Source organism: Nocardia rhamnosiphila NBRC 108938, from assembly GCF_000720425.1.
GTDB lineage: Bacteria > Actinomycetota > Actinomycetes > Mycobacteriales > Mycobacteriaceae > Nocardia > Nocardia rhamnosiphila.
Map to the genome: position 1 here is coordinate 654,924 of NZ_JOAJ01000005.1, position 22,192 is coordinate 677,115.

Here is a 22,192-nt window from a genome sequence, read left to right on the forward strand (position 1 = left end):
GTGTCCGAACCGATCGTCTACCGCTGGCATCTCACCGGTCTGCAGTTCAAGGTGCTGTGCGACGACCTCCGTCTCGGCGGCCTGCCGCGTCCGTTCACCTTCACCAGTGACACCAGGTTCGCCGACGACTACGAATGCGAGCGGAACGAGGTACGCGCGGGCCTGCGCGAAGTGACCGATCCGCGGTTCGACGCAATGGTCCGTGCGCTCACCAGGCCCGACATCATGGTTCTGGCGAATTTGTGGAACGAACGGCACCATACCGATCCGCAGCAATGTCTCCGGGTGCACGCGGTTCGTCGTGATGATCGGGGCTATGTGATCACGCAGCGGCCGGGCGAGACCGTGGCCCACTCGGGCGGCTTCGACATCGCCGAATGCAGTCCCGCGTTCCTGGCGCGGACGGTGGTCGGTCTGTTGCCCGAAGCCGGTGCGGGCCGCGACCCGCAGTCGGTGTCGGCCGGGCTCACCGCCGGGGGCGCGAACCCGGATGTCCGCGGGTTCCCCTCGTCCGGCGCCCCCTCCGTGTCGTCCGGACCGGATGCCGGGGTCCTGAAAGTGATCCAGGGCCGGCTGGGTTTCCGGGCGCGGGGAATCATCCATGTGGGTCTGGTCTGGCGAGATCTCCCGGGGGACGGCCGGTACGTGCTGGGTCCGGAAGCGGAACTGGTCGGTATGGACGGCGCCGCGATGTGTGACTGGATCGAGGCGCGGATGGCGGAGATCATGGTCCGACTGGAGACGTAGCCACCGCCGTAACCGTCGCGCCCCGCCCTCGAGCCGTGTCGATACCGCTCGTCCGGCGCGCGGTATCGTCACCGATGTTCATGACCTTTCGAACCAGAGGATGCGCCGTGACCGACTTCGAGACGATTCTGCTGGAGCGCAAGAATGGGGTCGCCCTCATCACGCTGAACCGGCCCAAGGCGCTGAACGCCCTCAACGCGCAGGTCCTCGACGATGTGATCGCCGCGCTCGACGAGGTCGAACGCGACGACGAGATCGGCGCCGTGGTGATCACCGGCTCCGATCGGGCCTTCGCCGCCGGCGCGGATATCAAGGAGATGCAGCCGAAGTCCTATATGGACATGTTCATGGACGACTATTTCGCCCGCTGGGAGCGGCTGGCCCAGTTCCGTAAGCCGACCATCGCGGCGGTCGCCGGTTATGCGTTGGGCGGTGGCTGTGAGCTGGCCATGATCTGCGACATCCTGATCGCCGCGGATACCGCCAAGTTCGGCCAGCCCGAGATCAAACTCGGCGTCATTCCCGGTATCGGTGGTTCGCAGCGGCTGACCCGGGCGGTCGGTAAGGCCAAGGCCATGGATCTGGTGCTCACCGGCCGCAATATGGATGCCGAGGAAGCCGAGCGCGCCGGCCTGGTGGCGCGGATCGTGCCCGCCGCCGAACTGCTGGACACCGCGCTGGAGGTCGCTGCCACCATCGCGTCGATGTCACTGCCGGTGGCCATGATCGCCAAGGAGGCGGTGAACCGGTCCTTCGAGACCACGCTGGGCGAGGGCCTGCGGTTCGAGCGGCGGGTGTTCCACTCGCTGTTCGCGACCGCGGACCAATCCGAGGGGATGGCGGCGTTCGTGGACAAGCGGCCCGCGAAGTTCACCAACCGCTGATCTTCTCAGCGCGCGGGCCGGGCCCCGAGGCGACCGGTTCGGTACCCGGCGGCAGCGCACCCCGGAGACCGCGGCCCGCTTCGCCGGTGGCGGTGCGGGCCCGGTTCAGGGCGCGGGCGGCGCGTCCAAGATGTCGGTGGGCACGAAATTGGTCCGGGTGGGTTGCGCGGCCCCGTTCTGGGCCGTGAGCAGTCCGGCCACGGTCGCGCCGAGCCCGATCGTCACCGCCGCGGCCGCGTAGACCCTGCGCCGCCCGACCGCGGGCGGGGCCAGCGGCACCACCTGACCGCCCGCCCGGATATGCGCGGTGCGGATACCGGCGGCGGGCCGTTCGGCCGCGAACAGCAGCGCGCCGCGCGCCGAGACGTACTCCGGTTCGGAATCGCACACCACCGGCAGGTCCAGCAGTTCGGTCAAGCGGGTGCGCAGGGCCGGGTTACGGGCGCACCCGCCGAGCAGGGCCACCGCGTCCGGTGCCGCCTCCGTCTGTTCGGCCACCCGGTGTACCAGCGTGGCGGCCGACTGCACCGCGTCCGCGCAGAGTTCGGCGAGGTCACTACGGGTGATCACCGCGCGTTCGGCGGTATCGGGGTCGGCGGCGGTCACGACACGGGCGCTGCTCAGCGCTTCCCGGTACCGGCGGGCCGCGGTTTCATCGGTGTACACACCGGCGGAGTCCAGCCATTCGCACAGCAGTTCGTTGTAGCCGTCGCCGCCCAACCCCGGGCAGTGGGCCCCGGCCAGCACGGTATCGGTGCGGCAGTCGATCTGGGTGAGGGTCAGACCCGAGGAGCCCAGGTCGAACAGGGAGACCACCCCGGTTGTCGGCAGTTTCTCGGTGAACCTGAGGTAGCGCAACTGCGCCAGCGGCTCGTCCACCAGGGTGACGCGGCCGGTGCCGAGGGCATCACCCACCACGTCGGCCTGCTCCCGGTTGTGGCAGGTCACCGCCGTCCCGGTGATGTACTCGTCGCGCCGGTCGGCGGCGCCGTACATCCGGCGGATCGCGATGAGGGCCGGTTCGGCCACCGAGGCGCGGGCCGGGCGGGGGATATGGCATCGATCGATCGGCGGCAGGTGCGGTTGATCCGAATGGGTGAGCACCGCACGCGCACCTGAGGCGCCTACTGATACCCCGAGAACCAGCACCATAAACATATGGTGCGCCGCGGGCCGGTCGTTGCCAAGCCGAACCCCCGAGAAATTCGCTGAACGGGTGCCCGGCTGTGATGTTCTCGCTGCCGATCCGGCCCGGCAAACATCCGATATGACCTGGTCGAAGCCTGGTTTTCCGGGCCCGCGCCGACCGGCCGGGATACGGTCAGGGTTCGGCCCAGCGGGCCGGTTCCTCGCCGGTGTCGAAGTCGCCCGCGGTGTGCCGGAACTCGGTGAGCAACTGCAGCAGCGTCCGCAACCGGTCGGGCGGCAGCTCGGGCCGCGCGAACACGCGCTCGTTCAGATAACCGGTGGCCTCGGCGACGAGAGCCCTTCCGGCATCGGTGATCTCGATGAGCGTGGCCCGCCGGTCGTTGGGATGCGGTACCCGGTTCACCAGCCCCGCCGCCTCCAGCCGGTCGACCGAATTGGTGACGCTGGTCGGGTGCACCTGCAGCCGGGCACTGGCCACCGCCATCGGCAGCGCACCGGTCGCGCTGAAGTTCAGCAGTTGCAGCAGTTCGTAGCGCGAGAAGGTCAGGCCGGTCGGGCGCAGCGCTTCGTCGACGCGCGCCATGACGATCTGCTGGGCGCGGACCAGTGAGGTCACCGCGGCCATCCCGTCGGCGACCGCACCCCATCCGTGGCCGACCCATTGACGGTGGGCCTCCTGGATCGGGTCGAGGGGTAGCGGGCGGGGGCGAGACATGTGTTCGATCATTGCACGGCGCCTCGCCGGTGAGCCGCGTCGTGGGCGCCCGCCGGTGGCGGGTGTCACCCGCGGCACCGGGCCGCGCTGCCACCGGTCCGGGCGCTGTCACCGGTTGCGATCCGGCTGAGCGCAACTGTGTGCCGTGCGGCGGCGGCGCGCAATGATCATCTGGTCACGCGGGCGTGGCTGAGTGGTTCAGGCAACGGTCTGCAAAGCCGTTTACGCGGGTTCGATTCCCGCCGCTCGCTCGGTATGCGGGCCCGGGCCGGAATCGTTCGCGATTCCGGCCCGGGCCGCGCGCGGGCCGGGCCGTCAGGTGATGCCCGAGAAATCCCGCAGCACAACGTGATTGCGATCGGCGAAGGTGCCGAGCGTGTACTCGGGAAGCAGGCCGAAGTATTCGGCGCGGGTCAGTGTGCTCCAGCGCCGGGATTCCGGGGTGCGGGTCTTGTAGAAGTTCACCGTGTAACCACCCTCGTAGATCCGCAGCAGGCCGTACCCGCCCGGATACTCCTTGATCGCGGCGACTTCCAGGAATTCCACCGCGCAGGCGGTATCCGGCCGGGTCCGGCGGGTGCGGTGGGTATGGCCGCTGTGCTGCAGGAAGACCCCCGGCGCGTCCTCGTACAACCGCTGTAACCGCAGCGCGGTCTCGCGGTCGAGTACGAAACCGGGCCCGGCCGTATTGGTGAGCCCGGCCTCCACGGTGACCGGATGATGACCGAAGACCAGTGTGGGACGGTCCGGTTCGGCGCGCAGCAGTTCGGCGACCCGGTCCAACTGCGCGGCGTCGAGTACCCCGCCCGCGCCGTCCAGAGCGCTGGTATCCAGGCCGAGGATGCGCAAACCGCCGAGTTCGTGTTCGACCACCTGTTGCCGGGGTCCGAAAACCTCACTCCAGCAATCACGGTGGTCCGCGGCGCCGGGAACCGCCGGGCAGTCCGCGTACTCCGCGCCCGTGTGCGGGCGGTCGTGGTTCCCGCGTACGGCGAGACAGTCCTGACCGTCGATGCCCCAGTGGTCCAGCCGGGAGCGCACCGCGCGCACCTGCGCGGGTGTGGCCTCGGCGGTCAGGTCACCGGCCAGCAGCAGTAGTTCCGCGCCGCGATCGGGGCGGCGCAGATCGCCGAGGACGGCGTCGAACATGACCTCCGGATACGGCGGCACGCCCGGTTCCTGGCGAATACCGGGCGGCAGCCCACCCGCCACCAGGCCGCTCACGGTCTCCCCGTAGTGGACGTCGTTGGCCAGCGCCAGGGTGCGCAGCAGCCGTCCCGGCGGCGGTACCAGGGTGGTGAACGTCGCGGTGGATTCCGGAGTGCCGGGCGCGCCGGTCGCGACCGATAGCGCGGGCGTCGCCCGAACCCCGGCCGATCGTGCCTCGAACCGGTAGGCGCGGCCCGGTTCGAGACCGTCGATCTGCGCGTAATGGAAGGGGGTGGCGCTCGCGGAAGCCCAGACCGGCCGGAGCGGGCGGGCACTGTCCGCCGGGCCGAGCAGTAGCTCACCGTCGGTGGGTACCGGGGTCGCGCTGCCGGGGTCGCGGCTGGTCCAGGTGAGCACGGCGGCGGTATCGGTGACCGTGACGACTTCCAGGTCGGTCGCCCGCACCGGGCCGGGCGCCGCGGCCGCTCGGCCCGCGCCGGAGAGTCCGGCGGCGGGCAGCAGTGCCGCGAGGCCGAGCGCGCCCAGTACGGTGCGGCGTGAGGGCCCGCAGCAGCTCATCGGCGCCCGCCGTCGATCATTTCGGGCCGCTGTCGGAGGAGGAGCAGACCCGCCAATCGCCGTCCTCTTTCACGAGGCTCTCTTCGGAACTGTCGTCCATCTGCTCGTCGTCGCCCCCGCCCGGCGCCGACAGGCTGAACTTGCCCTTGATCTCGGCTTTCGCGCGGTCACCGGTCACGACGATATTGTCGACCGAGTCGATATGGACAGTGAATCCGAGCTTCTCGGCCTCGGACTTCTCCGCGTCCGACATGGCATCGAATTCGTCCCGGTCGGCCTTGCAGGCCAACCCGGTGGCGGCCGCGAAACCGTCGTCGCTGAGCGTGTCGTAGAACTCGCGCAGCGAGGCCTCGATCTGCTGGTCGTCGGAGGACAGCGGGGTCCGTCCTTGCAGAGTCAGCACCACCACGGCGGCGATGGCGGCGACGACCACGAGCGCGGCCACTACCCCGCCCACGATGAGGCCGGTCCGGCGCTTCCGCGGCGGCCGGGGGTGGCCGGGCCGAGTGCCGTCGGGCGGCTGCGGCCCGGTCGGGCCTGCCGGTGGCTGAGTCAAAACATTCTCCGTTCCCGGGGGATTTTCCCGAACACTACGACACCGCCCGCGTCGAAGTCCGGTACGGCGGGTCGCGCGGGCCGAGTGCTCCGCGCGCGCAACCGCGTCGGCGCTCCTACACTCCTTTCGGCGGTATCCGACGATGCGTGGAGGTTCGTTCTATGTCCGGTCGTGGTGTCCATCTGTGCGGCAGTGTGCCGCTCCCCGACGCCGCGGCGGTCTTCGCGCAGGTCGCTACCCGTCTGGGTGGGCATATCACCCGAGTCCCCGACGGTGAGACCGGCGAGCGCGACAACTTTGTGGTGTGGCAGCTGCCCCGGCTGCAGGCGCACCCCGGCCTCGTCACTGTGCCGCCGCCGAGCCCGGAATACGGACCGAGCGAACGGGTGCAGCCGGCACCCGGTATCGACGCGGCGACAATCGATTTCGGCACGCTCGGATATGCGCAGGCCGCTCGCGCGTCATGGCGGGTGTTCGAACAGCTCCGCGCGCAGGGCGTGCTCCGGCCCGGCGTCCGATTCCAGGTGGGTCTACCGACCCCGATCTCGGTGATCGGCGCGTTCGTCGCGGGCCCCCAGGCGGAACTGGAGATCCGTTACGAGGCAGCGATCCTGGCCGAATTGGATCAGATCACCTCGGCGATTCCCCATGAGGATCTGGCGATCCAATGGGACGCACCGGTCGAATTCGCGCTGTTCGAAGGTGTCTTCCCGTGTTGGTTCGGCGACGACTATCCAGCCCGGCTGGGCGGCGTGATCGAGCGGCTCTCCCGTCTCGGTGATGCGGTTCCCACCGGGGTGGAGCTGGGCTATCACCTCTGCTACGGCGATTTCGGCCATCGGCATTTCGTCGAGCCCGCCGACACTTCGAAATTGGTCGATGTGGCCTCCGGTGTCGCCACCGTGCTGAAGCGCCCGTTGAACTGGATCCACCTGCCCGTCCCGAAGGGGCGCACGGACGCTGCGTATTTCGCCCCGCTGACGGGCCTGGCGACAGAACCGGAGACCACACTCTACCTGGGCCTGGTGCACGCCTCCGATGGTTTCGACGGTGCTCGCCGCCGCATCAAGGCCGCGGCCGAGTTCGTGCCCGAGTTCGGTATCGCCACCGAATGCGGTTTCGGCCGCCGACCGGCCGCCCAGGTTCCGGAGCTGCTGGATTTGCACGCTCGTCTGGCGAATTCATTGGATTGAGGCGTTCCGCGAGATCGCCGAGACGGTGCATTTCGCACTGTGCCGGGCCGGCTTCGACAGCTCCTATCTCCGCGCCAACGGCATCTTCGTCGTCTCGGAGAACGGTGCCGATATCGAGGAGTCGTCTCCGTTCGCCCCGGCCGTCGCCTTCGACGACTACGAGAACCTGGTCCCCACCTGCCTGCGCTACCTGTCGCGCCCTACCGAGCGTGCGGCCCGGACCAAGGTGGGCCGGGCGATCATGCGGAGCCGATCGGCCACCGAATACATCGCCGCGGCGGTGGCGGCACTCCGCCCCGGCGATCCGGCAGCGGCCGAGGCCTGACCCTCCGATCGTCAACCCAGGGTTGACGAAGCTGATATCGTCAACTAGAAGTTGACGATATCAGCCGAGTGGCAGACCTCCAGGAGTGGCAGTGGACGATCACAAGAACGCGGTGCGCAACCCCAGCGGTCGCGGGACGAAACGCGCGGTGGTGGTGGGCGCCGGCATCGCCGGGCTGGCCGCGGCATTGCGGATGCACCGGGCAGGCTGGGAAGTCGTCGTGCTCGAGCGGGCACCCACGCGGCGCAGCAGCGGCTATCTGCTGAACCTGCACGGGCCCGGATACGACGCCGCCGAGCGACTCGGTCTCGTGCCCGCGCTCGCTCCGCGCGATATCGGGTTCTTCACCTCGGTGCTCGTCCACGCCGACGGCCGGGAGAAGTTCACCGTTCCCGCCGCCGTCGCGCAGGCCGCGGTGGGGGACCGGGCGCTGAGCCTTTTCCGCGGCGACCTGGAATCGGCGCTGTACGACGCGGTGGCCGAACACGTCGATATCCGATTCGGCACCACGGTGCGGGCGGTGACCCAGGAACCCGGTGCCGTCGAGGCCACCCTGAGCGACGGCAACCGCCTGCGGGCCGATCTGCTCATCGGCGCCGACGGTGTGCACTCCCGGATCCGTGACCTGGTCTTCGGTCCCGAATCCGACTATCTGGTCGAGCTGAACCACATGGTGGGCGCCTTCCCGCTCGACACCGTGCCCGAGCATGTGGCCGAAGGGGTCGGCACGACCTTCCTCGGGCCCCGGCGCACCGCCGCGGTGATGAACCTGGGCCCGGACCGGTCCTCGGCGTTCTTCACCTACCGCAGCCCCGACCCGGCGGCCGAGCTCGCCCTCGGCGCCGCACCGGCGCTCACCGCGGCGTTCGGTGATCTGGGTCGTGGGGTGGCCGAAGCTCTCCGGCAACTCGCCGCCGACCCGGCCGACGCCTACTTCGACTCGGTCGGCCAGATCGTCATCGACCGGTGGAGTAGCGGTCGGGTCGTGCTTCTGGGCGATGCCGCCTGGTGCGTGACGGTCTTCGCCGGCTACGGCGCGGCCCTGGCCCTCGATGGCGCCGACCGGCTCGGTGCCGCACTCGCGGCCCACGGCGACGACCTCACCACCGCCCTCGATACGTGGGAGCAATCGCTGCGTCCGGAGGTCCGCAAGCGGCAAGCTCTCGCTCGTAAGGGGATCAGCCGATTCGCCCCACCCACTCGCGCGCATGTCTGGGCCGGGGATCTCATGCTGCGCGCCATCCAACTCCCGGGTATCCGAGGACTCGTTCAGCGCTCGATCCAGCGCGCGAACAACTAGCCGCCGCCCGCCGGGCGCCGCGCCGACCTGGGGCCGGGCTCGGGTGGATATGCCCGCGGCGCGGGCCGCGTCGGTACCGCGAGGCGCGGACCATCGGTGTATCCCATTTCGAAAGTGGATAGAAATCGCTGTTTGCTTGTTTCCGGTCGCGGGGATGCGGTACGCGGCGAATGAGTCGGGGGCCAGGAGAAAATTCGCGGTGAAGGAGATGGGAACGATGGGTTCGTTCGAACCTTATCTAGGCGTCGGCATGGAAATGCTGCAAAGGATGTTCGGGATGATGTTCGGGATGATGCCCGGCATCGGCCCCGGCCGGTGATGGAGGAGTGGACAGCGGGCCGCCCGTCGGCGATCTCGCCGGCGGGCGGTTCCTGGTGGAGGCTGTATTCCCGCTGTACAACGGTGTGGCCTGAGCGGATCGGTGCCACCGCCCGGGTCCGCGCGCATACGTGGAACGGTGCGCTGAGGAGCGGCGAAGACTTCGAGTGGAGTGGTGCCGACTCGTGACACTCGGGCGGCCGAGAACGAGAAAGGCCCCCGACCAGAACCCAGCTGGTCGGGGGCCTTCCTCTTGCGTGCCCTCGGCAGGAATCGAACCTGCGGCCTTCTGCTCCGGAGGCAGACGCTCTATCCCCTGAGCTACGAGGGCGGGGATCCACCCGGTGCGACCGGGAGCCGGTCGATCGGGCGGACCACAGCGTATCGCATCATCGCCGATGCGGCCAAAACGAGTGGTGGCGGTTCAGTTCAGGGGCAGCGGCCGGCCACCGCGGGCGGCGAGCATATCGGTGATGAGCCGGGCCTCACCCTGCTGCGCGGCGAGCATCTGCCCGGCCAGGATGCCGATCTCGCCGGTTTCGGCGTGTTCGGCACCGTATTCGAGCATCGGGACCCCGCCCTGGTGGTGGCGCAGCATGAGTTGCAGGAACAGCACATCGAGGTCGGTACCGCGTGCGTCGCGCAGCCGTTGGATGTCCTCGGTGGTCGCCATACCCGGCATCGCGGCCACGGCCCCGGAAACCGGTGCCCCGGAGCCGTGGTCGTGGCCGCCGCTGTGCTGGTCGTCACCGTGCCCGGGCTCGTGCATCCAGCCCATGTAGCCGTCCGTGCCGCGCGCGGGGGCGCCCCACATCTGCAACCAGCCCTGCATCCGCCCGATCTGACTCTGCTGGGTGGTCAGGATGTCGTAGGCGAGGCGCTGCACCGCGGGATCGGCCGAACCCAGCAGCGCCATCCCCGACATCTCCACGGCCTGCGTGTGGTGCGCCGACATATCCTGCGCGAACCCGATATCGACCGGACCCGGCTCGGACCCGCCGGACTCGTCCGGCGAGAACAGCACACCCGCGCCGAACCCGACCACGAGCAGGGCGATCGCGGCGATGATCAACAGCGGGGTGCGCTGGCCGCGCAGCTGTGCGCGCAACCCGGACTCGGGCCGGTGCCCGGTCTCGGGGGTTTCCGTTTCCGGCATTACTGTCCGGCCCCGGGCGCCTGCTGGTCGGCCGCGGCGCCGGGCGCCTGCGGGTCGGGCACAGCGCCGGGCGCCTGTGGGTCCGGCAGGGTGCCGGGCATCCCCGGAATCGCCGGGATACCGCCGGGCAGACCGCCGCCGGGCACTCCCATACCGCCGAGCTCGCCTTGGTCGGGCTGCAGGCCGGCGCCGTCCATCGGCACGGCGTCGGGGCCCGGTTCGCTCGGGTCGTAGGGGGGCGGGTTCTGGGTGTCGAAGGCCACCGTCGCGCAGTCCGCGCCGACCTCGGGGTAGGCGAAGTTGTTCAGCCGCAGCGCGGTGATGAACTGACCGACCCGTTCGTCGTCGGCGCTGTTCACGGTGAGCTGATGTCCCCAGGACTGCAGCGAGACGGGGGCTTCCTGGCCGGGGTGCGGCGACATGAGCATGTACTGCTCACCCTCGACCTTCTTCTTCAGCGTGTCGATCCCGGCCTGGTCGATCTTGTCCGGGTTGTAGGTGATCCACACCGCGCCGTGCTCCAGCGAATGCACCGCGTTCTCGTCGCGCAGCGCCTTGTCGTAGACGGTGCCCATGCAGTTGGCCCAGGAGGAGTCGTGCGGACCGCCGAACGGCGGGGTCTGGTCGTAGGCCACCCGCTTGGTCGCGTCGACGTGCAGACCGGCCGGGTACTCCTTCTTCACCACACCCTCGATCTGGTCGGAGGGGTCCTTCTGCTGCTCGGAAGGGGTGAACTTCTCCAGGGCGGCCTTCTCCTGGTACTTGGGCACCAGGTTCACCGCCAGCGCCGCGACCAGCCCGACGAGCACCACGACCGCGCCGATGGTGAGCCAGGGGATTCGCTGCGTGATCGGCGGTTTGCCCTTGTTCCTGCTGCTGCTCGCGCGCGCGCCCGCGACTTTGCCCGCCGCCTTCACGGCCTTCGCCGATTTGGCGCTCGTCCTGTTCGGCATACCGGTCCCAGTTCTTTCCACGTCGATGAACAGTGCCGAGCTGCGGTGCCCACTCGCGGCGCGCACCCACTCGGACCATAGGATAGAGACTCGTGACTCCAGCCGACCTTGCAGATCTCCTTCACGCCACCGCGGCGAAGGTCCTCGCCGAACGTGGACTGGATGCCGCGGTGCTGCCCGACACGGTCGATGTGGAGCGTCCCCGGAATCCGGAGCACGGTGACTACAGCACCAATGTAGCGATGAAGGTGGCGAAGAAGGCCGGGGCCAACCCGCGGGATCTGGCCGGCTGGCTCGCCGAGGCGCTGAGCGATACCGAGGCCGTCGCCGCCGCGGAGGTCGCCGGGCCCGGCTTCCTCAACATCCGGGTCGCCGCGTCCGCGCAGGGTGCGGTGCTCGAACAGGTGCATACGGCCGGGGCCGCCTACGGCACCGCCGACGCGCTTGCCGGTACCAGGATCAATCTGGAATTCGTCTCCGCCAACCCGACCGGCCCGGTGCACCTGGGCGGCACCCGCTGGGCGGCGGTGGGTGACGCGCTGGGCCGGATACTGGCCGCGCAGGGTGCCGAGGTCACCCGTGAGTACTACTTCAACGATCACGGCGCCCAGATCACCCGGTTCGCCGAATCGCTGGTCGCCGCCGCCACCGGCGCGCCGACCCCGGAGAACGGGTACGCGGGCGCCTATATCGGCGAGATCGCCGACCGGATCGTCACCGCCCATCCCGGCGCGGCCGAACTCGAACCGGAGAAGCGGCTCGAGTTGTTTCGCGCCGAGGGCGTGGAACTGATGTTCGCGCACATCAAGGAAACGCTGCACGAATTCGGCACCGATTTCGATGTGTATTTCAACGAGAGTTCGTTGTTCGCCTCGGGTGCGGTCGAACGCGCGGTGGACACCCTGAAGAATTCCGGTGACCTGTATTCGAAGGACGGCGCCTGGTGGATCGCCAGCTCCGAATATGGTGACGACCAGGATCGGGTGGTCATCAAGAGCGACGGGAACGCCGCCTATATCGCCGGCGATATCGCCTATCTGCAGGACAAGCGGTCGCGCGGTTTCGACCTGTGTATCTATATGCTCGGCGCCGACCATCACGGCTACATCGGCCGGTTGAAGGCCGCGGCGGCCGCGTTCGGTGACGACCCCGACAGTGTCGAGGTGCTCATCGGCCAGATGGTGAACCTGCTGCGCGACGGTGTGGCGGTGCGGATGAGCAAACGCGCGGGCACCGTGGTCACGCTCGACGATCTGGTGGAGGCCATCGGCGTCGACGCCGCCCGTTACTCGCTGGTGCGCAGCTCGGTGAACTCGAGCATCGATATCGACCTGGACCTGTGGGCCAAACAGGACAGTGTGAACCCGGTGTACTACGTGCAGTACGCGCACGCCCGTGCCGCGTCCATCGCGCGCAATGCCGCCGAATTCGAATATGACACGGTGACACCGGATTTCGCCCTGCTGGATTCGGAGTTCGAGGGCGCGCTCATCCGCACCATCGGTGAATTCCCCCGGGTGGTGGCGAGCGCGGCGACCCTGCGGGAACCGCACCGCATCGCGCGGTACCTGGAGGAACTGGCCGGCGCCTACCACCCGTTCCAGACCAACAAAGCTCTGCGGGTACTGCCGCTGGGCGACGAACCCGTCTCGCCGGTCAACGCCGCCCGCCTGGTGCTGGTGAACGCCACCCGCCAGGTGCTGGCCAACGGTCTGGCCCTGCTCGGCGTCACCGCCCCGGAGCGGATGTGACCGCGCCCCGCAATCGTATCGACCGACTGTTCCGGCAGTGGACGAGGAAGGAAGACCGATGAGTGTCCATCCCGCCGGGCCCCGGCACGCCGAGATACCGCACGCCCCGAACCTGCCGGAACGCCCGGCCGATCCGCGGCAGTTGATCGACCTGCCCGCGCAGGTGTGGCCGCGCAACGCCACCCGCGGCGCCGACGATGTGGTCCGGCTGGCGGGCGTGCCCGTCACCGAGCTCGCCGCGCAGTTCGGGACGCCGCTGTTCGTGGTGGACGAGGACGATTTCCGGTCCCGCTGCCGCGATATGGTGCGCGCGTTCGGGTCCGATTCCCGAGTCCACTACGCGTCCAAGGCTTTTCTGTGCGGTGAGATCGCGCGCTGGATCCGCGACGAGGGACTTTCACTGGACGTGTGCTCCGGCGGTGAACTCGCCGTCGCGCTGCACGCCGGCTTCCCGGCCGAGCGGATCGCCCTGCACGGCAACAATAAATCCGTGGCCGAACTCGAGGCCGCGGTGGCGGCCGGAGTGGGCCATATCGTGGTCGACTCGCTGATCGAGATCGACCGGCTGGAAGCCGTTGCCGGTGCCGCCGGGGTCGTGCAGGACGTCCTGGTCCGGGTCACGGTCGGCGTCGAGGCGCACACGCACGAATACATCTCCACCGCGCACGAGGACCAGAAATTCGGTTTCTCCATTTCCGGTGGCGACGCCATGGAAGCGCTGGCGCGGGTATTCGAGGCCGATAATCTGCGGCTGGTCGGGCTGCACAGCCATATCGGATCGCAGATCTTCGAAATCGACGGTTTCGAAATCGCCGCGCATCGGATGCTGGGCCTGCTGCGCGAAGCGGTCGACAAATTCGGTGTCGAGCGCACCTCGCAGATCTCGCTGCTCGACCTGGGCGGCGGTCTGGGTATTTCCTATCTGCCCTCCGACGATCCGCCGCCCCTGGACCTGTTCGCCGAGAAACTCCGCGCGCTGGTCGCCCGCGAGGCCGAACGCGCCGGGCTGCCCGTTCCGCGTATCGCCGTGGAACCGGGCCGCGCCATCGCCGGCCCCGGCACCGTGACCGTCTACGAGGTGGGCACCGTCAAGGACGTCTCGCTCGACGGTGGCCTGCGCCGCCGCTACGTGAGCGTGGACGGCGGGATGAGCGACAATATCCGGCCCGCGCTCTACCAGGCCGACTACCACTGCCAGCTGGTGTCCCGCGGTTCCGAGGCGCCGCCGGTGGTCGCCCGCGTTGTCGGAAAACATTGCGAGAGCGGCGATATCATCATCCGTGACACCTGGATGCCGGCCGATGCGGGTCCGGGGGACCTCATCGCGGTCGCCGGCACGGGTGCCTACTGCTATTCCATGTCGAGCCGGTACAACATGCTGACCCGTCCCGCCGTCGTCGCCGTGAGCGACGGCGCGGCCCGGTTGATCCTGCGCCGGGAAACGGTCGAGGACCTGCTCGGCCTGGAGGTCTGAATGGACGCGACGAAAGGGACGAGCATGCCAGAGGGGGCCGAGGTGGTACCCGGTCGATGGGGGCCGGACCGCCCGATCGGTATCGCGGTACTGGGAATGGGCAATGTGGGCCGTGAGGTCGTGCGGATCCTGCGGGATCACGCCGACGATCTGCAGTCGCGGGTCGGTGCGCCGCTGACCCTGCGCGGAGTCGCGGTGCGCAGCCTCGACCGCGACCGCGGACTACCCGCCGAACTGCTGACCACGGATGCCGAGGCTCTGGTGGCGCGGCCCGATGTGGACCTGGTCGTCGAGGTGATCGGCGGTATCGATCCGGCCCGCAAACTCATCCTGGCCGCGCTCAACGCCGGGAAGTCGGTGGTCACCGCCAACAAGGCGCTGCTGGCCGATTACACCGGTGAACTGGCCGCCGCCGCCGAACGCAGCCGCGCCGACCTGTACTTCGAGGCCGCGGTGGCCGGTGCCATCCCGGTGGTCCGGCCGCTCATCCAGTCGCTGTCCGGCGACCGGGTGAACCGGGTCGTCGGCATCGTCAACGGCACCACCAACTTCATCCTCTCGGCCATGGACGAGACGGGTGCCGACTACGGCGACACCCTGGCCGAAGCGACCCGTCTCGGCTACGCCGAAGCCGATCCGACCGCCGACGTCGAGGGCTTCGACGCCGCCGCGAAGGCCGCCATCCTGGCCTCGCTGGCCTTCCACACCCGCGTGACGGCCGCCGACGTCTACCGCCAGGGCATCGCCACCATCACCGCCGAGGACCTGGAGACCGCGTCCGCGCTGGACTGCACCGTCAAACTGCTGGCGATCTGCGAGCGGGTACCGGCGGGTGCGGGCGAACCCACCCGGGCCGAAGGCGGCAAGGACCGGGTGTCGGTGCGCGTCTATCCGGCGCTGATCCCGCGCAAGCATCCGCTGGCCGCGGTCACCGGAGCGTTCAACGCGGTGGTCGTGGAGGCCGAGAACGCCGGTCGGCTCATGTTCTACGGGCAGGGCGCCGGCGGGGCGCCGACCGCGTCGGCCGTACTGGGCGACCTGGTCATGGCCGCCCGCAATAAATTCTTCGGTGGCCGGGCACCGGGCGAATCGGTCTATGCTGAGCTTCCGATCGCGCCGATCGGCGACACCCCGACGCGCTATCACGTGAATCTGAAGGTCGAAGACCGTCCCGGCGTACTGGCCAGGGTGGCGGGCGAATTCTCCAACCACGGAGTGAGCATCTCGACCGTCCGGCAGGAGGGTCACGATGACAAGGCGCGACTGGTGGTCGTGACCCACCTGGCGACCGAGGCGGCGCTCTCGGAGACCGTCGCCGCGCTGTCGGGTATGGAATCCGTCACATCTGTCACCAGCGTTCTGAGATTGGAAGGCACCGAGGAATGACTACAGCATCGCGCAGCGATTCCGTCAGGGGCGGCGGTGGGGCGACGGGTGGGCCTACAGCATCGCGCAGCGATTCGGTGAGGGCCGGCGCGACGGGTGGGCCCACGGCCGGAGTCGCCCCGCAGGCCGGAGTGCACTCCCGCTGGCCCGGGCTCATCGCTGCCTACCGCGACCGCCTCGCGGGCGCGGCCGACTGGGAACCGGTCACCCTTTTCGAGGGCGGGACCCCGCTGGTTCCCGCGCCGCATCTGTCGCAGCTCACCGGCTGCGAGGTGTACCTGAAGGTCGAGGGCGCCAACCCGACCGGTTCGTTCAAGGACCGCGGGATGACCATGGCCATGACCGATGCCAAATACCGCGGTCAGCAGGCGGTGCTGTGCGCCTCCACGGGTAACACCTCCGCCTCGGCCGCCGCCTACGCCACCCGCGCGGGGATGACCTGTGCGGTGCTCATCCCGCAGGGCAAGATCGCCATGGGCAAACTTGCCCAGGCCGTGATGCTCGGCGCGAAGGTCATCCAGGTCGAGGGCAATTTCGACGACTGCCTGGAACTGGCCCGCAAGGTCACCTCGGATTTCCCGTCCATCGGCCTGGTGAACTCGGTGAACCCGGCGCGGATCGAGGGACAGAAGACCGCGTCCTTCGAAATCTGCGATGTGCTCGGCCGGGCCCCCGATGTGCACGCGCTGCCGGTGGGCAACGCCGGAAACATCACCGCCTACTGGCGGGGCTACCGCGAATACCGGGCCGACGGCGTGACCGAAACACTGCCCCGCATGCTGGGTGTCCAGGCCGCCGGGGCGGCCCCACTGGTCAACGGCGCCCCGGTGAGCCACCCGGAAACCATCGCGACCGCCATCCGGATCGGCGCGCCCGCCTCCTGGAACGGCGCTGTGGCGGCCAAGGAGGAATCCGGCGGCGCGTTCCGCGCGGCCACCGACGAGGAAATTCTGCACGCGTACCGTCTGGTCGCGGCCGAAGAGGGCGTTTTCGTGGAGCCCGCGTCCGCGGCGAGCGTCGCGGGTGTGCTGGCCGCCCATGCCGAGGGCTGGCTGGAGCCCGGGCAGACGGTGGTCTGCACGGTCACCGGAAACGGTCTCAAGGACCCCGATACCGCGCTGCTCGGCATGCCCGAGGTGCAGGCCATCCAGGTCGACCCGGTCGCCGTGGCCGCACGACTCGAACTGGCCTGATGGTGGATACGCGCGAAAGCCGGCTGGTGGCTCCGACTCTGCCGGCCGGTATCACGGTCTCGGTCCGGGTGCCGGCCTCCACCGCGAATCTGGGGCCCGGGTTCGATTCGCTGGGTATGGCCCTGGGGATCTACGACGAGATCGAGGTGCGCAGTACCGATTCCGGCCTGAATATCCGGATGGAGGGCGAAGGCGCCGACGAGGTGGCCTGGGGGCCACAGCATCTGGTGGTGCGTGCGATCGAACGCGGACTGGAATCGGCCGGTATCTGGGCCGACGGCCTGGACGTGCTGTGCCGGAACGCGATTCCGCATTCCCGCGGATTGGGTTCCTCCGCCTCGGCCGTGGTCGGCGGCCTGGCCGCCGGGCGTGCGCTGGCCGCGCAATTCGATCCGTCCCTGGCGGTGGACACCGATCAATTGGTGCAGCTCGCCTCGGAATTCGAAGGCCACCCCGATAATGCCGCCGCCAGTGTGCTCGGTGGAATCGTCGTGTCCTGGACCGAGGCCGGCCCCGGACCGGATACCGATATCGGCGCACCGCAACGGCTGTACCGGGCGGTCCGCCTCGACGGGCATCCCACGCTGCGTCCGGTCGTCCTGGTCCCCGAGGAACGGTCTTCCACCGCGCAGACCCGCGGGCTGCTGCCCGAGCTGGTGCCGCACCGGGACGCGGCGTTCAACGTGAGCCGGGCCGCGCTGGCGGTGGTCGCGCTGACCCAGCGCCCGGACCTGCTGCTCCCGGCCACGGCCGACCGGCTGCACCAGACCCAGCGCGCCCCCGCGCTACCGTTGACCACCGCCTGGATCCAGCGGTTGCGCGACGCCGGCATCGCGGCCATGGTCTCCGGCGCCGGGCCCACTGTGCTCGCCCTCACGACCAGCGCGTTTCCCGAAGAACTACGGCTTCGGGCCGCCGCGGACGGGCTCCGGGTCATCGAGCCGGGCATCGCGGAAGGCGTGCAGATCAGCTGACGGGCGCGTCCGCCTTGCCGACCTTCCTACTTGCCCGCTATCCTGGGCAAGTCCGTACATCGCGCGCATCAGACGCCGGTGCTTCATCAGGGCAATCGCTCCAGCAGGCTCCAGGCTCGAGCCCTCATGCCATGGGGGTGCCGCGCAGCCGCTCAACTGGAATGATCTCTTCCACCTTTTCCAGCGGTGGCGAAGCACCCGGTCCCGGAGGGGCAGGCGATACGGCTACAAATCCGAGTCCGGCAGCGAGATCGGGCTACGGAACGAACCCTCGACACAGCACACGGCCATCGAGGGAAGGAAAGGATCTCCGTGACAGATACGGACCTGCTCGCGACACCCGGGGTGGAATCCGACTCCGAACCCTCGGGCAACCGCGAAAGTGACTCCGGACAGATTTCTTCGAAGATGAGCGAGAACACCGACATCGGATCGGGGCTGACTGGAATGTTGTTGCCGCAGTTGCGCGCACTGGCAGGGGAACTCGGAATTCGAGGCACCTCCGGTATGCGTAAGGGTGATCTCATCACCGCCATCAAGGAAAACCAGGCCGGCAGACCCGCCGCCGCGGAGCGCAGCACCCGCGCGAAGGCTGCCAAAGAACGTAAAACCGCAGACCAGCCTGCCGAGGCCGGGACCGCGGCGCCTGCCGTCCAGGCCGCGCCCGCCGCCGCGTCGGTTCCGGCGGTCGAAGCGCCCGCCGCCGATACTGCGGCGCACAAGGACTCCGCGGCCGCGGACAAGGGCAAGCCCGACCAGGCCGCCACCAACGGCTCGGCGACCGCCAACGCCACCGCAGGTACGGCCGCGGACACCGAATCCGGCGCCAAGACCGACGGCAGAGCCGACAACAAGCCGGCCGAGGGCGCCGAGGATTCGGGCCGCGATTCCGGCCAGCGCGGCCGCGGCCGCCAGCGTCGTGGTCGCGACCAGCAGCCCAAGAACGGCGAGCCCGCCGGCGAGGACGCCAAGCAGCAGGACGGCGCGAAGAACGACGCCGTCAAGCAGCAGGACGGCAAGGACGGCGAGCAGGGCGAACGCCGTCGCGACCGCAACCAGGGCCAGCAGGGCCAGGGCGGCGATCAGCGCGGTTCCGGCGGCAACCGGGGCGGCGCCGATCGTGGTGGCGACGACGAGGAAGGCGGCCGTGGCCGCCGTGGCCGCCGGTTCCGCGAGCGTCGACGGGGCCGCGACCGCGAAGGTGGCGGCGGTGAAGCGCGCGAGCCCGAGATCCGCGAAGACGATGTGCTCCAGCCGGTCGCGGGAATCCTCGACGTGCTGGACAACTACGCGTTCGTGCGCACTTCCGGCTACCTGGCCGGGCCGAACGACGTCTACGTCTCGATGAACCTGGTCCGCAAGAACGGCCTGCGTCGCGGTGACGCGATCACCGGCGCGGTCCGCGCGCCACGCGACGGCGAACAGAGCAACCAGCGGCAGAAGTTCGATCCGCTGGTGCGGCTGGACACCGTCAACGGCGCCGAAATCGATTCGGCCAAGCGCCGCCCCGATTTCAACAAGCTGACCCCGCTGTACCCGAACCAGCGGCTGCGCCTGGAAACCCAGCAGAACAAGCTGACCACCCGGGTGATCGACCTGATCATGCCGATCGGTAAGGGCCAGCGTGCGCTGATCGTGTCCCCGCCGAAGGCCGGTAAGACCACGATCATGCAGGACATCGCCAACGCGATCGCGATCAACAACCCCGAGTGCTACCTCATGGTGGTGCTGGTCGACGAACGTCCCGAAGAAGTCACCGATATGCAGCGTTCGGTGAAGGGCGAGGTCATCGCCTCCACCTTCGACCGGCCGCCGTCCGACCACACCTCGGTCGCCGAACTGGCCATCGAGCGGGCCAAGCGCCTGGTCGAGATGGGCAAGGACGTCGTGGTGCTGCTGGACTCGATCACCCGTCTGGGCCGCGCGTACAACAACTCCTCGCCGGCTTCCGGGCGCATCCTGTCCGGTGGTGTCGACTCCACCGCGCTGTACCCGCCCAAGCGGTTCCTCGGTGCGGCGCGCAATATCGAGAACGGCGGGTCGCTCACCATCATCGCCACCGCCATGGTGGAAACCGGCTCGACCGGTGACACGGTGATCTTCGAGGAGTTCAAGGGCACCGGTAACGCCGAGCTCAAACTGGACCGCAAGATCGCCGAGCGGCGCGTGTTCCCCGCGGTGGACGTCAACCCGTCCGGCACCCGTAAGGACGAGCTGCTGCTCAACCCGGACGAGGCCGCGGTCCTGCACAAGCTGCGTCGTGTCCTGTCCGGTCTGGACTCGCACCAGGCGATCGACCTGCTGATCGACCGCCTGCGCAAGAGCAAGAACAACCTCGAGTTCCTGATGCAGGTCTCCAAGACCGCCCCGGGTGCGCTCGACGAGTAGCTGTGCCTATGGCCCCGCCTCCGGCGGGACGGGCCTCGACCCTTCGGGGCCTCGCTGGACTCGGCGCCGAGCGGGTCGACCTTCCGAGAAGGTCGGCCCGCTCGGCGTTTCCGGGGTGGGAGCGTGACGGCCGTCCGTTCCCCGGCAAGCCTGCCTCCGCCCGCGACAAGTGATAGAGCGCCGGGCCGCCGGACGACTCTCAGGCCGCCCGTCGTGGGTGGCGACGGTACGCGCAGGTGTCGGACGTCGCGCAGGTGCCCGGACGCCCCGATTGCCCCGTGGAGTATGCGAGCGGCACGCGGTCCGGCGCACTGCTGGTCCATCGGCGTTCCAGCGACCTTTTGGGCCCGATCCGGGCAACGCCCGGGTGTATGAGCAACGAGGGCGTGCGGAACAAATCCCGGGGTGGGGGCGTTGCAGCAGGCATCGGTGGTTCTGGCATACTTGACCGCCGTGCGTCTGCGATTCGCGCAGACAATCCCGCCTGAAGTCGGTTCCGGTTCACGTTCGAGGTAGATGCCCGAGCGACCCGGCGACCAATATCGAGAGGACACCCATGAAGGCAGGAATTCACCCGACCTACGTCGACACCACGGTGGTCTGCGGTTGCGGTAATACCTTCCAGACCCGCTCCACCAAGGAATCGGGACACATCACCGTCGAGGTCTGCTCGCAGTGCCACCCGTTCTACACCGGCAAGCAGAAGATCCTGGACACCGGTGGTCGCGTGGCCCGCTTCGAGGCCCGCTACGGCAAGCGTGCCAAGAAGGAAGCCGACGCCAAGTAGCTTTCTCGCCAACGCCCGGTCCTGCCCAGTCGCAGGCCGGGCGTTGGTGTTTTTCTGCCCACCCTCCCCGCGTCGTCCTTTCGAGTAGGAGCCACGTTCATGGCCGAGAAAACCGCACCGTCCGCGATCGACGATGTGCTGGCCGAATACGCCGGACTGGAAACCCAGCTGGCGGACCCGGCCCTGCACAACGACCCGGACGCCGCGCGACGGGTCGGGAAGCGGTTCGCCGAACTGGCCCCGGTGATGACCACCTTCAAGAAACTCTCCGCCACCCGCGACGACCTCGAAGCCGCCCGGGAACTGGCCGCCGACGATGCGGCATTCGCCGCGGAGATCCCCGGCCTCGAGGAACAGCTCGAAGAACTCGAGAAACAACTCGCCGATCTACTCGCCCCCCGCGACCCGCACGACGGTGACGATGTGGTGCTGGAGGTGAAATCCGGTGAAGGCGGCGAAGAATCGGCACTGTTCGCCGCCGACCTGGCCCGGATGTACGTCCGGTACGCGGAACGCCGCGGCTGGAAGGTCGAAATCCTCGATGCGGCCGTGTCCGACCTCGGTGGTTACAAAGAAGCGACACTGTCCATCAAGAGCCGCGACGCCGCCCGCGACGGTGTGTGGTCGCGGTTCAAGTTCGAAGGCGGCGTGCACCGGGTGCAGCGGGTGCCGGTCACCGAATCGCAGGGCCGTGTCCATACCTCGGCCGCCGGCGTCCTCATCTACCCCGAACCCGACGAGGTCGAAGAAGTACAGATCGACGAGAGCGATCTGCGCATCGACGTCTACCGCTCCTCCGGCAAGGGCGGTCAGGGCGTCAACACCACCGACTCGGCGGTCCGCATCACCCATCTGCCCTCCGGGATCGTCGTCACCTGCCAGAACGAACGCTCGCAGCTGCAGAACAAGGCCCGCGCCATGCAGGTCCTGGCCGCCCGCCTGCAGGCATTGGCCGAAGAACAGGCCGAACAGGAAGCCGCGGAGGGCCGGGCCGGGCAGATCCGCACGGTCGACCGCTCCGAACGCATCCGCACCTACAACTTCCCGGAGAACCGCATCGCCGACCACCGCATCGGCTACAAGGCCCACAACCTCGACGCGGTACTCAACGGCGAGATGGACGCCCTCCTGGATGCCCTGGCCACCGCCGACCGCGCCGCCCGCATGGCCGAGTAGCTGTGTTTATTGGCGGCGCCTGCGGCGCCGCGGGGTCGA

The 22,192-nt window shown here is 69.0% G+C and carries 19 protein-coding genes and 2 tRNA genes; 14 read left to right on the forward strand and 7 right to left on the reverse strand.

Going from position 1 to position 22,192, the window contains the following annotated elements:
* Entirely contained in the window at nt 1–747 is a 747-nt protein-coding gene (locus IG75_RS0120655; RefSeq protein WP_030522423.1) for an ESX secretion-associated protein EspG, read from the forward strand.
* 107 nt (nt 748–854) lie between these two features.
* Nucleotides 855–1,631, forward strand: a complete 777-nt coding sequence (locus IG75_RS0120660) for an enoyl-CoA hydratase (protein ID WP_030522422.1) — start codon at nt 855–857, stop codon at nt 1,629–1,631.
* Between the two features lie 105 nt (nt 1,632–1,736).
* Here IG75_RS0120660 and IG75_RS0120665 read toward each other — a convergent pair whose 3' ends face one another.
* Nucleotides 1,737–2,735, reverse strand: a complete 999-nt coding sequence (locus IG75_RS0120665; RefSeq protein WP_051746257.1) for a DUF7159 family protein — start codon at nt 2,733–2,735, stop codon at nt 1,737–1,739.
* Nucleotides 2,736–2,952: 217 nt separating this feature from the next.
* Nucleotides 2,953–3,495 carry a MarR family winged helix-turn-helix transcriptional regulator gene (locus IG75_RS0120670; protein WP_036514564.1) on the reverse strand — a complete coding sequence of 181 codons (543 nt, stop codon included), beginning with the start codon at nt 3,493–3,495 and terminating at the stop codon, nt 2,953–2,955.
* Between the two features lie 179 nt (nt 3,496–3,674).
* Between IG75_RS0120670 and IG75_RS0120675 the strand changes: the two genes are divergently transcribed.
* Nucleotides 3,675–3,746: transfer RNA gene (locus IG75_RS0120675), tRNA-Cys, on the forward strand.
* A gap of 64 nt (nt 3,747–3,810) precedes the next feature.
* Here the strand turns inward: IG75_RS0120675 and IG75_RS0120680 are convergent.
* Nucleotides 3,811–5,223: a metallophosphoesterase gene (locus tag IG75_RS0120680; RefSeq protein WP_030522419.1), complete on the reverse strand. Its 1,413-nt coding sequence runs from the start codon at nt 5,221–5,223 to the stop codon at nt 3,811–3,813.
* Nucleotides 5,224–5,239: 16 nt separating this feature from the next.
* Nucleotides 5,240–5,779: an Rv0361 family membrane protein gene (locus IG75_RS0120685; RefSeq protein WP_081876969.1), complete on the reverse strand. Its 540-nt coding sequence runs from the start codon at nt 5,777–5,779 to the stop codon at nt 5,240–5,242.
* Between the two features lie 161 nt (nt 5,780–5,940).
* Here IG75_RS0120685 and IG75_RS0120690 point away from each other — a divergent pair, with 161 nt between their 5' ends.
* The 3 genes from IG75_RS0120690 (at nt 5,941) to IG75_RS0120700 (ending at nt 8,597) form a co-directional block, all read left to right on the forward strand.
* A complete protein-coding gene (locus tag IG75_RS0120690; protein WP_030522417.1) occupies nt 5,941–6,972 on the forward strand; it encodes a hypothetical protein in 1,032 nt (343 codons plus the stop codon).
* Nucleotides 6,973–6,997: 25 nt separating this feature from the next.
* Nucleotides 6,998–7,297, forward strand: a complete 300-nt coding sequence (locus tag IG75_RS0120695) for a hypothetical protein (RefSeq protein WP_030522416.1) — start codon at nt 6,998–7,000, stop codon at nt 7,295–7,297.
* A gap of 91 nt (nt 7,298–7,388) precedes the next feature.
* Nucleotides 7,389–8,597: an FAD-dependent oxidoreductase gene (locus tag IG75_RS0120700; RefSeq protein ID WP_245713402.1), complete on the forward strand. Its 1,209-nt coding sequence runs from the start codon at nt 7,389–7,391 to the stop codon at nt 8,595–8,597.
* 576 nt (nt 8,598–9,173) lie between these two features.
* Here the strand turns inward: IG75_RS0120700 and IG75_RS0120715 are convergent.
* The 3 genes from IG75_RS0120715 to IG75_RS0120725 all read right to left on the reverse strand — a co-directional run bounded on the left by IG75_RS0120715 (nt 9,174) and on the right by IG75_RS0120725 (nt 11,024).
* Nucleotides 9,174–9,246, reverse strand: a tRNA-Arg gene (locus tag IG75_RS0120715).
* Between the two features lie 93 nt (nt 9,247–9,339).
* Nucleotides 9,340–10,071: a DUF305 domain-containing protein gene (locus IG75_RS0120720; protein ID WP_081876967.1), complete on the reverse strand. Its 732-nt coding sequence runs from the start codon at nt 10,069–10,071 to the stop codon at nt 9,340–9,342.
* Nucleotides 10,071–11,024 (reverse strand): thioredoxin-like domain-containing protein, encoded by a 954-nt coding sequence (locus IG75_RS0120725; RefSeq protein ID WP_030525879.1) that lies wholly within the window; start codon nt 11,022–11,024, stop codon nt 10,071–10,073. The genes IG75_RS0120720 and IG75_RS0120725 overlap by 1 nt, the downstream gene beginning before the upstream one ends.
* Before the next feature lie 92 nt (nt 11,025–11,116).
* On the opposite strand from IG75_RS0120725, the gene argS reads away from it, so the two are divergent.
* The 8 genes from argS to prfA all read left to right on the forward strand — a co-directional run bounded on the left by argS (nt 11,117) and on the right by prfA (nt 22,153).
* A complete protein-coding gene (gene argS, locus IG75_RS0120730; protein ID WP_030522411.1) occupies nt 11,117–12,775 on the forward strand; it encodes an arginine--tRNA ligase in 1,659 nt (552 codons plus the stop codon).
* 58 nt (nt 12,776–12,833) lie between these two features.
* On the forward strand, nt 12,834–14,249 hold the full coding sequence (gene lysA, locus IG75_RS0120735) for a diaminopimelate decarboxylase (RefSeq protein WP_030522410.1): 1,416 nt from the start codon (nt 12,834–12,836) through the stop codon (nt 14,247–14,249).
* Nucleotides 14,250–14,273: 24 nt separating this feature from the next.
* Entirely contained in the window at nt 14,274–15,635 is a 1,362-nt protein-coding gene (locus IG75_RS0120740; RefSeq protein WP_051714774.1) for a homoserine dehydrogenase, read from the forward strand.
* A gap of 131 nt (nt 15,636–15,766) precedes the next feature.
* Nucleotides 15,767–16,828, forward strand: coding sequence for a threonine synthase (gene thrC / locus IG75_RS0120745; protein ID WP_030522408.1), 1,062 nt, complete (start codon nt 15,767–15,769; stop codon nt 16,826–16,828).
* 26 nt (nt 16,829–16,854) lie between these two features.
* Nucleotides 16,855–17,802 (forward strand): homoserine kinase, encoded by a 948-nt coding sequence (thrB, locus tag IG75_RS0120750; RefSeq protein ID WP_156059035.1) that lies wholly within the window; start codon nt 16,855–16,857, stop codon nt 17,800–17,802.
* 312 nt (nt 17,803–18,114) lie between these two features.
* Nucleotides 18,115–20,190: a transcription termination factor Rho gene (gene rho / locus IG75_RS0120755; protein ID WP_036514468.1), complete on the forward strand. Its 2,076-nt coding sequence runs from the start codon at nt 18,115–18,117 to the stop codon at nt 20,188–20,190.
* Between the two features lie 556 nt (nt 20,191–20,746).
* Nucleotides 20,747–20,977, forward strand: coding sequence for a 50S ribosomal protein L31 (gene rpmE / locus IG75_RS0120760; protein ID WP_030522405.1), 231 nt, complete (start codon nt 20,747–20,749; stop codon nt 20,975–20,977).
* A 99-nt stretch (nt 20,978–21,076) separates the two neighbouring features.
* Nucleotides 21,077–22,153 (forward strand): peptide chain release factor 1, encoded by a 1,077-nt coding sequence (prfA, locus tag IG75_RS0120765; RefSeq protein ID WP_030522404.1) that lies wholly within the window; start codon nt 21,077–21,079, stop codon nt 22,151–22,153.
* Nucleotides 22,154–22,192 lie beyond the last annotated feature (39 nt).

Coding starts and splice junctions, on each gene's coding strand:
- prfA (WP_030522404.1), top strand. CDS start 21,077: ATGGCCGAGAAAACCGCACCGTCCGCGATCGACGATGTGCTGGCCGAA.
- lysA (WP_030522410.1), top strand. CDS start 12,834: ATGAGTGTCCATCCCGCCGGGCCCCGGCACGCCGAGATACCGCACGCC.
- IG75_RS0120680 (WP_030522419.1), bottom strand. CDS start 5,223: ATGAGCTGCTGCGGGCCCTCACGCCGCACCGTACTGGGCGCGCTCGGC.
- IG75_RS0120720 (WP_081876967.1), bottom strand. CDS start 10,071: ATGCCGGAAACGGAAACCCCCGAGACCGGGCACCGGCCCGAGTCCGGG.
- IG75_RS0120690 (WP_030522417.1), top strand. CDS start 5,941: ATGTCCGGTCGTGGTGTCCATCTGTGCGGCAGTGTGCCGCTCCCCGAC.
- IG75_RS0120725 (WP_030525879.1), bottom strand. CDS start 11,024: ATGCCGAACAGGACGAGCGCCAAATCGGCGAAGGCCGTGAAGGCGGCG.
- IG75_RS0120670 (WP_036514564.1), bottom strand. CDS start 3,495: ATGTCTCGCCCCCGCCCGCTACCCCTCGACCCGATCCAGGAGGCCCAC.
- rpmE (WP_030522405.1), top strand. CDS start 20,747: ATGAAGGCAGGAATTCACCCGACCTACGTCGACACCACGGTGGTCTGC.
- IG75_RS0120740 (WP_051714774.1), top strand. CDS start 14,274: ATGCCAGAGGGGGCCGAGGTGGTACCCGGTCGATGGGGGCCGGACCGC.